General features: G+C 40.2%; 13 protein-coding genes. 12 read left to right on the top strand and 1 reads right to left on the bottom strand.

Annotated elements, in window-relative coordinates; all coding sequences use genetic code 11:
- The 12 genes from B5X76_RS22060 to B5X76_RS18730 form a co-directional block, all read left to right on the top strand.
- A partial coding sequence (locus B5X76_RS22060; protein WP_217699693.1) for a hypothetical protein occupies positions 1–782 on the top strand: 782 nt, incomplete at its 5' end.
- 11 nt (positions 783–793) lie between these two features.
- Positions 794–2,371, top strand: coding sequence for a CshA/CshB family fibrillar adhesin-related protein (locus B5X76_RS18680; RefSeq protein ID WP_139375396.1), 1,578 nt, complete (start codon positions 794–796; stop codon positions 2,369–2,371).
- A 2-nt stretch (positions 2,372–2,373) separates the two neighbouring features.
- On the top strand, positions 2,374–3,927 hold the full coding sequence (locus tag B5X76_RS18685; RefSeq protein ID WP_079645451.1) for a T9SS type B sorting domain-containing protein: 1,554 nt from the start codon (positions 2,374–2,376) through the stop codon (positions 3,925–3,927).
- Between the two features lie 258 nt (positions 3,928–4,185).
- Entirely contained in the window at positions 4,186–4,896 is a 711-nt protein-coding gene (locus tag B5X76_RS18690; protein ID WP_079645452.1) for an SAM-dependent methyltransferase, read from the top strand.
- 90 nt (positions 4,897–4,986) lie between these two features.
- Entirely contained in the window at positions 4,987–5,484 is a 498-nt protein-coding gene (locus B5X76_RS18695) for a hypothetical protein (RefSeq protein ID WP_176141134.1), read from the top strand.
- Positions 5,485–5,495: 11 nt separating this feature from the next.
- Positions 5,496–6,593 (top strand): Nif3-like dinuclear metal center hexameric protein, encoded by a 1,098-nt coding sequence (locus B5X76_RS18700; protein WP_079645453.1) that lies wholly within the window; start codon positions 5,496–5,498, stop codon positions 6,591–6,593.
- Positions 6,593–7,327, top strand: a complete 735-nt coding sequence (locus B5X76_RS18705) for a zinc ribbon domain-containing protein (RefSeq protein ID WP_079645454.1) — start codon at positions 6,593–6,595, stop codon at positions 7,325–7,327. Before B5X76_RS18700 ends, B5X76_RS18705 begins: the two co-directional genes overlap by 1 nt.
- A 255-nt stretch (positions 7,328–7,582) precedes the next feature.
- Positions 7,583–10,879: a S41 family peptidase gene (locus B5X76_RS18710; protein WP_079645455.1), complete on the top strand. Its 3,297-nt coding sequence runs from the start codon at positions 7,583–7,585 to the stop codon at positions 10,877–10,879.
- Between the two features lie 60 nt (positions 10,880–10,939).
- A complete protein-coding gene (locus tag B5X76_RS18715) occupies positions 10,940–11,854 on the top strand; it encodes a CPBP family intramembrane glutamic endopeptidase (RefSeq protein WP_079645456.1) in 915 nt (304 codons plus the stop codon).
- Positions 11,854–12,084 (top strand): putative signal transducing protein, encoded by a 231-nt coding sequence (locus tag B5X76_RS18720; protein ID WP_079645457.1) that lies wholly within the window; start codon positions 11,854–11,856, stop codon positions 12,082–12,084. The genes B5X76_RS18715 and B5X76_RS18720 overlap by 1 nt, the downstream gene beginning before the upstream one ends.
- A complete protein-coding gene (locus B5X76_RS18725) occupies positions 12,074–12,874 on the top strand; it encodes a phosphatidate cytidylyltransferase (protein WP_079645458.1) in 801 nt (266 codons plus the stop codon). The genes B5X76_RS18720 and B5X76_RS18725 overlap by 11 nt, the downstream gene beginning before the upstream one ends.
- Before the next feature lie 147 nt (positions 12,875–13,021).
- Positions 13,022–13,690 carry a DUF2461 domain-containing protein gene (locus B5X76_RS18730; RefSeq protein ID WP_079645459.1) on the top strand — a complete coding sequence of 223 codons (669 nt, stop codon included), beginning with the start codon at positions 13,022–13,024 and terminating at the stop codon, positions 13,688–13,690.
- On the opposite strand, the gene B5X76_RS18735 is transcribed toward B5X76_RS18730, so the two are convergent.
- Entirely contained in the window at positions 13,687–14,883 is a 1,197-nt protein-coding gene (locus tag B5X76_RS18735) for an anhydro-N-acetylmuramic acid kinase (RefSeq protein ID WP_079645460.1), read from the bottom strand. The genes B5X76_RS18730 and B5X76_RS18735 overlap by 4 nt on opposite strands.
- Positions 14,884–14,887: the final 4 nt, after the last annotated feature.

The raw sequence follows: 14,887 nt of genomic DNA on the forward strand, positions 1-14,887 counted from the left end.
TCTATATAGATGCTAAGGGTGTTTCTAAAGAATTGGCTTTGAATATAACAGGTCTTCGTTATGATGCAGAGAGCAGTGCCTTGCAGTATACGAATTCTAAAGGCTTGACGGAGACTATAGGCTTGGCTGCTCTAGTAAAGAGCAATGAGACCTTGACATCATTAAATCAAGATGCGACAGGGATTGAATATAGGGACGAGAGCAATAACACACACAATGCCAAGGTAGTCAGTGCAAATACAACGAATATCATTAAAGTTGATGGAGATTTTGGAGCATTGCTGATCGCAGAAGATATTCATGCAAATCAAGAAAAAACAACAGTATCAGGAGGAAAAGGCACGGTAGTTACTTTAGAAGAAAACAACAATACCAAGAACTACAAAGTTGAGGTAACGGATGATCTGATCAAAATATTGAAATCGGCTATGCCAAAGTTCTTTTATATGCCATCCATGGTAATGCCAACATTTAAAGATCAGATTTCCGATAAAGATGTTATGGAAGAGAATGGGGGGGTATTTACAATAAAACTATATGAAAGTTATAAAAAACAATTTGGTCTAACGGATCAATCATCAAGTGCAGTTAATGTGGGTAAGGTAACTACACTCCCAGTTTTGCCAGCAAACGAACTCGATTATTATGTGACTTTCTACGATAAGACCGTCTTCGAGGAGGTCAGTATATCGAACGAGGGGGTTCTGACCTATAGAATTAAGCAAGATGCAGATATTACCATTGGTTCATTTATGAATATTGTGTTTGCCGTGAGACCTTAATAAGCATGAAAATGACGAATAAAAGTTTCTTGTTGAGCATGGTTCTTATCCTTTTGTCTGCCGCAGAGGTGGTAAGAGCGCAGTGTTATCAAAATAATACTGTTAAAGCGGCTTTTGCAAGCGGAGGTACTAGCCCCAATAAAGGGAAGGTGCTTTGGTTGAATTGGGGTGGTCAGGGAGAGGGTAATTACCCTTATGGGAAAGTAGGAGAATCGTTAGTCGTAGGAGCTGTCTCGAGAGCTTCCATCGATCTGGGAGAAGGTAAATACCTTTGTATAGAGGCTCAGATTACATCTATTGAAAATGTTTCGGGAAATGATGCCGATGAAAGAGCCATTCAGTCTTATATTCCAGGAACATATACAGGTAATGGTGTGACCTCCGGAGACTTTTTAGATATTCTCTATAATATAGGTGGTGGACGAACCGAGAATAATGAGAGTCAGAATAAAATGGTTTCTGGTATCAGGAATACAAAAACTGGTGGCGGAGCGAAAATAAAAATCAGCTGTAAAGCAACTATTGGCGATATACCGATTCGTTTGCCTGGAATGGTGGTGGCGGATGCGGAATCACTAGCGGGCTCTATGGATAGTAGCGGCGATCCCACTAGGGAATATATCTATGCTGAAGCACATGGTACTTGGCATGTGGTAGAGGTTCAAAAGAATCTTGATGAAACGGGGGGGTATTACGTTCGTAAAGAGAATAATCGCGAAGGAACACAAACCATTAAGTTTTTAGGGGGTAATGACAAGAAAACGGGAGCGGTTGCTTTCTTGGCTTTTAACGAGCAGGCTTATAATAAGTCAGGAACTATTCCTGATCTAGGGATATCTTTCACTGCAACATTAAAAGGAGGTGGGCTGACTGCATTAGCTTTAGGTTTACTGAATCCTGCTGCTGACTTGGGAGATGCACCGGCATCTTATGGAAGTCCCATACATTTGTTGCAGAATCTGATTTTTTCGAAAGACAATATTAATCCTGTAGCATATAATGCTAGTATAGTAGATAAGGTTAAGGCGACAGTAAATATAAATGCCTTAGAGTATATTGCAGGAGGGCTAACGTTAACAAAAGGTAGCTATTTGGGGACAACGCCTCCAGATGAAGATAATGGCGCGATGTTTTCTAAAGATGCCCTGGGAGATGATAAAAGTCCTACTGCAAGTCTTTTGTCGAATGAGGAGGATGCATGGCCTGAAGAGTACAAACGGTTTTCCTATAAACAGTATTATATGCCGGGAAATGAGATTACCGCAAAAATACCGTACAAGGGAGCCAAGGTGGGGAGTAAGGTCGCTGGCTGGATTGATTTTGATCTGAACGGGAAATTTGATGATAACGAAATGGCAATGGCTGACATTCAAAGTGATGGCGATGGTGAGGCTGTGCTGAAATGGATTGTTCCTGCACTCCGCAGACCGTATAGTACTTACGTTCGTTTGCGTTATTTTGATGTTTCTGAAAAGGAAGCCAGAAGCCCTGTTGACAATGTCAACTTTGGTGAAGTAGAGGATCATCGCATTTATATTTTAGGCCCATCTATTGTTAATCCTACCATTCCTAGCAAAATAAAGAGATAGATATGAAGAAGTTAGTTTTTCTCTGTTCCGGCCTTTTGTTTGTGTTTAGCCTTTATGGTCAAGACGGAGTTGGGAGTTCGCTCTATAGTAATGGAAATACTATTTTGACATCGAGTCAGTTTAAGGCCGTATACGCAGAGTCTTTATTTATCGGAGAAAATGCGGAATGGAAAATTGATGGTCAGATCGATCTATATGTAAAGAATATCTGGATTGCACCCACAGCTAAAGTTTCGGGAAGTGGCGTTATTAATATCCATAGTCCTGCAACAAACCCATTCTATAGTCATTGGAAAGCAGAACCTACACGTATCGATGCGAATGGGGGTAACTCGCTCGGTGTTAGGCTGGTCTTATTGAATAATAAAGGGCTGCAGCTGGCCGATATAAAAGAGGCTCCTGATGTACTAAGATCTTCTGCTGCGAAGGATCAATCGGCTAATCTAAAATTAGGGAGAGCGATAGATCTGGCAGTTGACGGGGCACATGTTTTTCTTGATGGCAATGATCTAGAGCTCGGAGAAGAATCAACCATACTGAATTATAATTACAAGCGATTTGTCGTCACCAATAATCCGCTCGCAGGGCACTTGATTAAAGAGTTTGGAAGTCGACGTTCTTCTTTCCTATTTCCTGTAGGTAAGCAGATTGACGATTATACGCCTGCTAGGTTGACTCCGTCTTTGAAAAGAAATAAAGTTTATGTGGCTGTTACAGATTATCTAGCATCTGGACTGAGATTTAAAGACAAAGAGATCGGGATGGACCGGGTTTGGAATATTTTTTCTGATAAGCCTATGGTCATGGATTATACGTTGATACATCAAGTCTCTTCAAATGGAGTAGCTTATGTTGATCCCGAGGCACAGATCATGCAGGATGCCGAAGGAGGAAACTGGATTGGTAATGTCACGAATCTTGAAGGTCTAGATGCAAAGGCTGTTCATACGAGAAGAGATGTGGAGACTAAATCTTCGAAAACGTTATCCGGTACTCGGTTTACAAAATTTGTAACCGCACCTCCTCAAGCTAAGATGGATCATGCGGTAATTGTTTTTGGGCAGTCCAAAGTTATTCAAGTGTTGGATAATGATGAACCTGGTTCATCACCCATCTTAGTAAATAGTATGGAGATTATAGAATCGCCTCTACATGGACGAGCTTATGTAGAAAACGGCACAGTAGTCTTTGTGGCCAATGACGGATATTTAGGTAATGATGTATTGGAATATAGAATAAGGGATAAAAACGGTCTTACCGCTACAGCAAAGGTATATATGAAGATAGTCCCAAGAGATCTGTACATACCAAATGTGTTTACACCTAACCATGATGGTAAGAACGATAATTATGTGATTTCAGGATTAGAGGCTTATGATCGCGTCGAATTAATTATTGTAGACCGATTTGGAAAGGAGTTGTTTAGAGCGGATAGCTATTCCAATGAATGGACAGGAGAGGGGTTAAAAGAAGGAACCTATTTCTATAATGTGACGGCATTCAAAGGAGGTGATTCACGATTGTATAAAGGGAGTGTCTTGCTGAAAAGGGAATAAGGAAAAGCATCTGTTTTTCTGGCATAAATAGATGCTTTTGAATAAAACTTTCATGATTCTTTTGGGTCACCAACAGGCATTCAAGAGCTCACCCGATACAATCGCGTGGGCTCTTGAATGCCAATAATGAAGAACAATGTTATGAAAAAATCTCTTGATGTCCATTGAACCGAACGAAGAGAGCTCATTGATGCCTCGCAAAGTAATGTCGGATCAATAGTACGGAGACTTTCAGAAAAAAATAGCTAGGTTTGCAGCATGGAAAAGGGCAAACTTTATTTAATACCAGTTCCTTTGGCAGAGGGAGCCGAAAGATCATCATACACGCTATTGCATCAAGATGTAATAGCGAAAGTGCACGAGTATGTGGTCGAAAATGAAAAGACCGCCCGTAAGTTTTTGAAAACAGCAGGATTGACCGTACCACAATCTGAGCTCATTATTCATGATTTTGGTAAGCATGCTCGGGAAAAAATCGACTACAATATCATCTTTGCTAATGTTCTTAAAGGAAAAGATATTGGATTAATGTCCGAAGCTGGTTGTCCAGGGGTTGCTGATCCAGGAGCGGAGGTGGTTCTGGAGGCGCATCGGCGTAATATACAGGTTATTCCGCTAGTCGGGCCTAGTTCCATCCTGTTGGCCTTGATGGCTTCTGGATTTAACGGGCAGAAGTTTACTTTTCATGGTTATCTGCCGATTGACAAGGGAGAGCGAAGTAAGAAAATAAAGGATTTGGAAGCACAGAGTTTTCGCGAAAAAATATCCCAGATATTTATTGAAACACCCTTTCGTAACAATCAGCTTTTGAGTGAGTTATTGAAAGTGTGTAAACCTAGCACAAGGATTTGTGTCGCTGCAAATTTGACGGGACCGGATGAAATGATATATAGTATGTCTGTGGCAGATTGGAAACAGCAGGCCCTAGATCTACATAAGATACCCGCTATCTTTTTAATATTTGCCTAACTCTTTTTATCTTTAAAAATAAATTAAACACGTTTCGGGCTCGCTTCAGATTGACTGAAGGGTCTGTAGGAAGCGGTGAAAAAATAATAAATGGAAGAACTCTTACAAAATCCTGATTTTCAAAAACTCGTCCCGTATTTGGTGGTAGCATTCTTTATCCAGTTGTTTATCTGGATTCTGTTTGCAAATACGATACGGACGACTTTAAATTTGATAAAAAAAGAAAACAGGTGCCTATTGCCAAGCCAAGCCTGGTTTGTTGCATTGCCCTTCTTTAATATTTATTGGAATTTTGTGGTTGTTCGCAGACTTACCGATTCTCTGAATAATGAGTTTTATGACCGACAGGTTGCTGTAGAAGAAGATCCGACACAGAAGCAAGGATATATGTATGCTGGGGGCTATATGGTTAGTAATATTCCGCTACCGGCCTTTGTCGGATTTATGGCTTCCATTATTGCCTTTGTAGGTTTTGTGTTGTATTGGTTTAAAATATATGAATATAAAAAGCTACTAAAGCAGCCTTTTGAGTATCGGGATAGTACTAAGCAGGATGATGAAGATTTACAAGAGGAAGAATATCAATAAATACGAATCGCATGAAGCTAAAAGAAATAACACAGTATCTTGAGCAGATCGCTCCTTTGTCTTATCAAGAGGCGTATGACAATTCTGGTCTGATTGTCGGGCACCCAGATGACGATGTTAATAAAGCATTAATAGCATTAGATTGTACAGAAGAAGTTGTTGATGAGGCAATAGCAAAGGGATGTGATCTGATTATTTCGCATCACCCGATTGTTTTTAAAGGACTCAAAAAATTCAACAATAAGAATTATGTAGAGCGTACAGTGATTAAAGCGATAAAAAATAATATTGCACTGTATGCTATACATACAAATCTGGATAATGTAACGGGAGGTGTCAGTTCTAAAATAGCAGATAAATTGGGCTTAATAGACCAAGCTATATTAAGCCCGAAATCGGGATTACTAAAAAAGCTTGTCGTATATGTTCCTCGCGCTAATGTCGAACAAGTTCGTCAAGCGCTATTCGAAGCCGGTGCTGGTAGTATAGGGGATTACGACCAATGTAGTTATAATACTGCCGGTTATGGTACGTTCAGGCCTTTACATGGAGCGAAGCCGACTATAGGAGAGGTGGGAGTACAAGAGCGTGTAGAAGAAACTAAGATTGAAGTTGTTTTTCCCGCGCCAGCAGAGCGAGGTATCGTGGTTGCGATGTTAGCCGTACATCCCTATGAAGAAGTCGCTTATCATATCGTAACGTTAGAAAACAATCTACAGCAAGTAGGGTCTGGAGTGATTGGTAACCTGCCCACGGCTATGGATTCCGAAAGTATCTTGCCTTATTTGAAAGATCGACTAAAACTAAATGTAATTCGTCATACTAAGCTGTTGAACCAACCAATAGAACGTATCGCAGTGTGTGGTGGAGCTGGTGGATTTCTATTAAGTGAGGCTAAGCGATCAGGAGCGGATATTTTCGTTACTGCGGATTACAAATATCATGAGTTTTTTGATGCTGAGGGAGATCTAATAATTGCTGATATTGGACATTTCGAATCTGAACAATTTACGCAAGAATTATTGTTAGAGATTATTCAGAAAAAATTTGTTAACTTTGCTGTTCTATTGACAGAAATAGATACAAATCCTATAAAATACTACAGTTAATGGAACAAACCGTAGAACAAAAATTACAAGCATTGTGGGCATTGCAATCGATCCACACAAAGATAGATAAGATTCGTCAAGTACGTGGCGAGCTACCTATAGAGGTTGCCGACTTGGAGGATGAATTGGCTGGGTTAGAAACGCGTCTTGAAAAGATTCGTATTGACCTAGACGACTTAGAGGATTCAATTGTAAAACGTAAAAACATGATTAAAGATGCACAGTCTGCAATCAAAAAATACGAAGGTCAATTGAATGAGGTTAAGAACAATCGTGAGTATGATGCGATATCCAAAGAGATTGAGATTCAAGGCCTAGAAATTCAAGTTTGTGAAAAACGTATCAAAGAAGCTGAGTTTGAAATTAAAAATAAAACAGAAGCTTACGAAAAGACAAAAGGGAATTTAGATTACTCTAAAGGAGAACTTGACGTTAAAAAACAAGAATTAGAAACAATCACATCGGAGACGCAGATTGAAGAAGAAGCGTTGGTGAAGAAAGCGGATACCGCTGCTGGTAAGAACGAAGAGCGCCTTTTGAAGGTTTACAATAAACTTCGCAGCTCTTACCGTAACGGATTGGCTGTAGTTTCTATCGAACGCGATAGTTGTTCTGGATGTCATAATAAGATTCCTGCGCAGTTGCAATCAGAGATTCGTCAACGCAAGAAAATTATCATCTGCGAGCACTGTGGACGTATTATCGTTGACGAAGAGATCGCATCTGAAGATTAATCGTAGTCAATTACAAGACAATATTAGAGGCTGTTCATTTTGGACAGCCTTTTTTTGTTTATTTCATATATGTATAATTATTTCATGAGCTCGCACGGTTTGATTTTTATCTGTCATCCGCCAGCTGGGCGGACTCAGGAGAAGTGGTTCTGATGCAGAGATATTTTACATCTTATTGCAACAACTTGGATATAACTCTTTTTCTTCCTGTAAAATCAAATATCTTTGTCGTTCAATAACCTTGAAAATATCTTTATGTTTAAAAAAGTCTCTAATTTACTGAGCGTAGTCCTGGCTGTAGGTAGCCTGTCTGCGGCTCATGCTCAACAGGAAACATTGCTGTTGCGTAACCCCAGCATTAGCAAGACACATGTCACATTTGTCTATGGTGGGGATATTTGGATTGCCGATAAAAGCGGGCAGAATCCACGTCGACTAACCACCAATCCTGGAGTCGAAATGAACCCCATGTTTTCTCCTGATGGTAAGCAAATTGCTTTTACAGGTAATTATGACGGAAATACAGATGTATATACTATTCCTGTAGAAGGTGGTGAGCCAAAGCGTATCACGTTTCACCCGACAGCGGATTTGGTGAGAGGATGGTTGAATAACAATGAAGTGTATTTCCAGACAACACGTGAGTTTCAGTACTCATTAGGATCTCGATTATACAAAACAGGAATTGCGGCGGAGAACTCTACGCCGTTGATGATGCCTGAAGCATATCAAGGAACACCGTCTGATGATGGTCGGTACTGGGCATATATCAAAAACGCTGATCCGACCGAGCGGGATCGTGTTGCTTTCAAACGTTATCGCGGAGGAGGCATGCCATCCATATGGCTCTTCGATACGAAAACTAAAAATACCGAAGTTATTCCTGGTGAAAATTGTAACGATGTGAGACCGATCTGGTTGGGTTCGAAAATTTACTTTTTATCCGATAGAGATAAGATTGTAAATATTTATAGCTACGATACTAAATCAAAAAAGGTAGAGAAGCTTACAAATTACACTGATTACGATGTTCGCACTCTGCAGGGAGTAGGCAATGAGCTAACATTCGAATACGATGGAAGAGTGCATATTCTTGATTTAGGATCAAAGAAAGTAAATACTTTGAAGATTGCCGTAACAGCTGATCCTATGTTCAAGAGGTCAAAATACGTCGATCTAAGAGATGATATCCGCAACTTTGACATTTCTCCTACCGGACAGCGCGCCTTATTCGAAAGCCGTGGTGAAATCGTTTCAGTTCCCAAAGAAAAAGGCGATGCTAGAAATATTTCTAATTCCGCTGGAAGTCACGAAAGATTCCCTTCTTGGTCTCCAAATGGAAAATGGGTATCGTATCTTTCGGACAAAAATGGTAAGTATCAGCTTGTACTACGTGATCAGAAGGCTGTAGATGAGCCAACTTATATCAACTTAGGTGCTGGTTTATTCTTTTTTGAGCCAACATGGTCGCCCGATAGTAAAAAGTTGTTTTTCAATGATGCACATTTGAATTTGTATTACGTAGATATAGCGACTAAAAATGTGGTGTTGGTTGATTCTGATAAATTAGCTTCTATTACTGGCCGTACGCGTAATCATTTTGAACCATCTTGGTCATTTGATTCAAACTGGATATCTTACGTAAAGAGTCTTAATAACGGTGTGCGTGCTGTATTTATGTATAATTTGACGACCAAACAGACACATCAAATTACAGACGGCATGAGTGCCGCTGCACAGCCTACCTTTAGCAAGGATGGAAAGTATCTTTTCTTTATCGCAAGTACAAACACAGGACTGACTAACTCAGGGCTGCACATGTCTGCGTACGAACGTAACCCACAGTATAACGTCTATGCTTTTATTCTGTCAAAAAAGACGCCTTCTCTATTCAAAAACGAAAGTGACGAAGAGACGATAAAAGAAGATAAAGTAGAAGAGCCTAAAAAAGAAGATAAGGTCGCTGACAAGAAAGATAAGAAAAAGTCAGAAGCCAAAGAAGAGTTAAAGCCGGCAGCGAAGCCTGTAGAGAAGAAATTGGAAGTAGATTTTGATGATATTAACAATCGTATCGTCGCTTTACCACTTCCGGCAAACTATTACAGACTGGATGGAAGTATCGAGAATACATTGACCTACCAGAGGGGCGGTACCATAGGGGCTTTCGATCTCACAAAAATGGAGGATAAAACTCTTGTTGAGAATGCGCGCGCATTTCGTATCAGCGCAGACGGTAAAAAGATGATGTATATCAGCGGTAGAGATTATTTTATCGTTGCAGCAGGGCAAAAGCCAGCTCCAGGTTCAGGAAAAGTTAATATAGACAACTTTAAATTCGAAGTGGACCCTGCGGCCGAATGGAAGCAAGTGTTCAATGAGGTTTGGGCGATGCAAAAGGAATTTTTCTATGTAGAGAATATGCATGGTGCAAACTGGGAGGCTGTAAAAGCGAAATATGAGAAATTTTTACCTTATGTCAACCATCGTTCCGATTTAGGGTACCTATTGAATGAGATGATGGGCGAGTTGGTTGTAGGTCACGCCTACATCTACCCAGGTGATCAGCCATCATCGCCGTCAGTGAGTACGGGTGCGCTTGGGGCTGACTTAGAGCAGGTAGATGGGTATTATAAGATTAATAAAATATTTACACGATTAGACTGGAATCCTTCATTTAAAGCGCCATTGGCAGAGCCAGGATTGAATGTTAAGGAAGGAAGTTATATCGTAGGTGTAGATGGTGTAAAGCTAACATCCGCTGTAAGTATATACAAGCTTTTGGAAAATCAAGTAGGAAAACAAGTTGTTTTGAAGATTAACACTAAGCCATCTTTTGAAGGCGCTAAAGAGGTGATCGTAAGACCTATTTCATTTGCCAATGAGATCGAATTGCGCCGTATGGACTGGGTTGAAGCTAATCGTAAGAAAGTGGACCAGTTAAGTAATGGGCAGATTGCTTATGTATATATGCCGAATACAGGACAGGAAGGTTATACCAATTTTAATAGGTATTACTTTTCACAGATGGACAAAAAAGCGCTTTTGCTGGACGAACGTAATAATGGAGGTGGTTCTGTTGCAGATTACGTAATTGATTTATTGTCTAGAGAGCTTATCGCTGGCTGGGGTATACGTGATGGAAGATCGTTTACAACACCTGGCAATGGTATCTATGGACCCAAAGCAATGATTATTAACGAAAATGCAGGTTCAGGAGGCGATATGATGCCATATATGTTCCGCTTCAAAGGATTAGGTAAGCTTGTTGGGCGTACTACAATGGGAATATTGGTTGGTATTTCAGGGTATCCACCACTATTGGATGGCGGTAGCATTACCTCTCCTAACTTTGGTGTGTATGATCTGAAGGGTAACTATATTATCGAAAATGAAGGTGTCGCACCTGATATTTTTGTTGAGCAGATGCCAAAAGATCTGTTGGAGGGAAGAGATCCTCAATTGGAGAGAACGGTTAAGATTCTTTTAGATGAGATCAAGACTTATCCATATCAAGAAGTCAAAAAACCAGCGGATCCGAACCGTGTTAATTAAAAGTATGTAAAGGGGGCCTAGCCCCCTTTTGTTATTCTAAATAATAAGTAACTTTAGCGCATGAATCAATATATTGGTAGACCCAATGGGCCATGGAGCTCGTTTGTGATTTTATTGGGGCTAACTCTTTCCTGTAGTATCGTGGTCCAGTTGTTGGTACTCATCCTTGGTGTCTTTTCGGGAGGGGGGATTGCCGAATTATTAGACAATGGCGGAGATTTGTCTTCTTTTTCCGATCGTCCGTTTTTTTTATACGCGTTATTAGTTTCTAGTTCTTTCGGAACCTTTTTACTACCAGCTCTTGTTCTGCAAAAGCTCGAGCCGTATTTTAATTATTTCCCTGGTGAGGATAAAAGAAGTTGGCTTTCCTATGCTATAGCGGCAGCATTATTATTTGCTTTTGGTCCGATTATGCAATTAATTGGCGAAGCAAATATGACGATGACACTACCAGACAGTTGGAATAAAATAGAAGTCTGGATGCGAACACAAGAAGACAGCATGGCGGTATTGACAGAACGCATAGTTATGGTCGATAGATGGGAGCTCCTTCTTGCCAATATCATCGTCATGGCAATTATGCCGGCAATCGCCGAAGAATACTATTTCCGGGGATCTTTGATGCACATGATCCAGCGGTTGACAAAAAATTATCACCTTACCGTATGGATTTCAGCTATTATTTTCAGCGCTATACATGTTCAGTTTTTTGGTTTTTTTCCCCGCATGATATTAGGTGTATTTTTTGGTTATATGTTTGTTTGGACGCAAAATATCTGGATTCCAATAGTAGCACATTTTGTTAATAATGCGACTGTAGCGGTATTAGCCTTTGTTTATACACGACAAGGGAAGACGTATGCCGATCTACAAACATATGAGAGCTATTCAATATTTGTGTATATTGGCAGCTTTATGCTAACAATATTGTTGGGAATGTGGTTTTATAAAATTTCAAAAAGTAAACAAGGATAATGGAGAAGGGTTGGAAAAAGATAACGGTATACAATAGTGCGATCGAAGCCGAGATCGTGAAGCAGATGCTTGAGGAAAATGATATTCCTTCGGTCACGATGAATAAGCAAGACTCTTCTTATTTGTTTGGTAAGATAGAATTGTATGTTCATGAAGACTTGGAGGAGCAAGCATTGAGATTAATCGAAGCGGGAGAAGGTAATAATACAAAGATAGAGGATGTTAACTAGAGCTATTACAGGTTTCTTTTTTATAGCAGTATTGATTGGAGCCCATTTACTAGGGCAAGCTGTTTTTGTATGTTTTTTTTCCTCGATCGGGCTCTGGTGTCTGTATGAATTTTATGGCATAGTCCGTAAAGAAGAAATAAAACCAATGCTGGTTCTAGGGCTTCTCGCTATGACCATGCTAGCGGTGCTTATAGGTTTGCATTGTGTTGGTTTTATTCCTTTTATCAAAGTTTGGTTATTTATACCGTTTTTCTCTGTATTGTTTATCTACGCCTTGTTTCAAAAGCGTACATTCCCGTTTAATGATATTGGATATACCTTGCTGGGGATTGTTTATGCAGGGATTCCATTTTTGTTTTTTGTAGCGTTAGGTTTTGTGAAAGGAACTTTCAATTATTATATCCCTTTAGGATTTTTATTGATCCTATGGTCTAACGATACCGGAGCATACCTTGCTGGCAGAAGTTTTGGAAAACGTAAATTGTTTGAACGGATATCTCCCAACAAGACTTGGGAGGGGTTTATCGGTGGAGTTGTATTTGCGATGGCGATAGCCTTTAATCTAGAGCAATATTTTGGGTCTTTAGCCAAATGGGAATGGGCGTCTATGGCATTGATTATAGGGATATTTGGGACATTAGGTGATTTGGTGGAGTCTATGTTAAAACGTAGTCTAGGTGTAAAGGATTCTGGTAATATCTTGCCTGGACATGGGGGGCTTTTAGATCGATTCGATGGTCTATTGATGGCTGCTCCTTTAGTGTTTTTGTTTTTGTTAATGATACAATAGTTATGAAATATCCATGTAGCAGAACTGCACGAAAACGTGCATAATATACTTTGGATATTCCATGCCGACTCATCGGCACAAGATAATGACCATTAAAAGTAAAACCGATCCGCCAGCTGGCGGATCATCGAAGATAATTATTTACATATGAATATTTCCGCAGCAACAATAGATTTTCTTTCGGGACTTAAAGCAAATAATTCAAGAGAGTGGTTTCAGGAACATAAAGATCATTACGATGAGGCTTTGCAGAATGTAAAGTTATTCATCGAAGCAATGATTGCCGAGTTGTCTAAGTTCGATCCATTGATAAATACGGATATCAAAGCCGCTAAATGTATGTTTAGGATTTATAGAGATGTACGTTTTTCTAAAGATAAATCTCCTTATAAGTCTTGGCTTGCAGCCGGTATCTCTATAGATGGCAGGAAGCTTGAGGGGCCGGAGTACTATATTCATATTGAGCCTCAGAATTCGTTTATAGCTGCGGGATATTGGCGCCCTAAGAAGGAACATCTTGATGCGATTCGGCAAGAGATTGATTATAATTATAAAGCGCTAGAAGTAGCCTTGAAAAATGGCGAATGGCAGCTTTCTGATCTTTCTCAAGAAGACAAGTTAAGTAGGCCTCCTGCAGGATACACCGCAGATGATCCGAATATCGAAATTCTCAAGTTGAAGAGTTTTATCATTCATCAGCCGCTCACTGACGTCGAGCTAATAAGTCCGGATGCGTTACAAAATGTCATAGCTGTTTGCAAAAGGATTTATCCACTTAAAAAATTTATTCAAGAGGCGATTGATATTGAGCCTTAATAAGGGAAACTAACTTTGCCCATGCATACTGCCGGAGAATCTTTTAATCCGGAAACATGATCTGGATTCCCAGCAACGGCTTCATTCGCCAAGAGGGCAAAAAGACAGGCCTCTTTAGCATCTGGGTTCATTTCTATTTCGTCAATTGAAGCTACTTTTACATCGGGTAATTCAGCGCTGATATTTTGCATCAATAGAGGGTTGTGTATACCACCACCGCTTACATATACAGCGATATTTTCTAGTCCCGCTGTGACTTTTCTGATGCCTTGCACAATAGCTTTGGCCGAGAACATATTGAGCGTAGCCATGATGTCTTCGTGAGACAGTTTATCTACGTTTGCCTCCTCCAGTTTCTTTTGGAGATAGCTAAGGTTGAAGAGTTCGGGGCCTGTCGTCTTTGGAAAGGCTAAATCTAAGAAGTCTTCCTGTAATAGATGAAAAAGCAATCTGTCATTGATCTTTCCCGATAGCGCTTTTTCGGCGTTTACATCCATTTCCAGATCGAAGTGCTCAAACATGTATTGATTCATCATTGTATTGCCGGGGCCAAGATCGGTTGCAAATCCTTGGAGCGCGGAGTTCTGATTGGGAAGAAACGTAAAGTTCGAAATACCACCGATATTGAGCAGTATTCGAGTTTCGTTCATGTCTGTGAATAATAGGAAATCACCATAGGCTGCTAAAGGTGCCCCTTCTCCTCCTGCAGCAATATGTTTTTGTCGAAAGTCTGATAGCGTAATGATTTTAGTGTGCACAGCGATGTGGTCACCATCTCCGATCTGAAGTGTGCTATTTGGGAGATTATAGTCTTTCGTAAGTATCTGGGGTGCATGGTATACCGTTTGTCCGTGACTGGCTATGAGATCCACATCCAATGGATTGACCCCCCATTTGGCTAAAGCCTGGTTGACAAGGTTGGAATGTGTGATTGCTACATAGGGGTTGATGCCGCAGAGATCTTGTTGGTTTATTGCAGTCTTTGCAAAGATCTTTCGGATATATGTTCTGAATTGCTCTTCGTAGGGCAATGTCTCGAAATGGAGGATATTCAGTTTGGTATCAACACCACTCCCTTGGATATGACAAAGGGCAATATCGAGGCCATCTAAAGAGGTTCCAGACATAAGACCGACTATTAAACGACTGTCTTTTCGACTTATTTCGTAAAGCTTTGCAATTTGACTGTTCATATTC

It is taken from the genome of Sphingobacterium nematocida, assembly GCF_900168125.1.
Lineage (GTDB): Bacteria > Bacteroidota > Bacteroidia > Sphingobacteriales > Sphingobacteriaceae > Sphingobacterium > Sphingobacterium nematocida.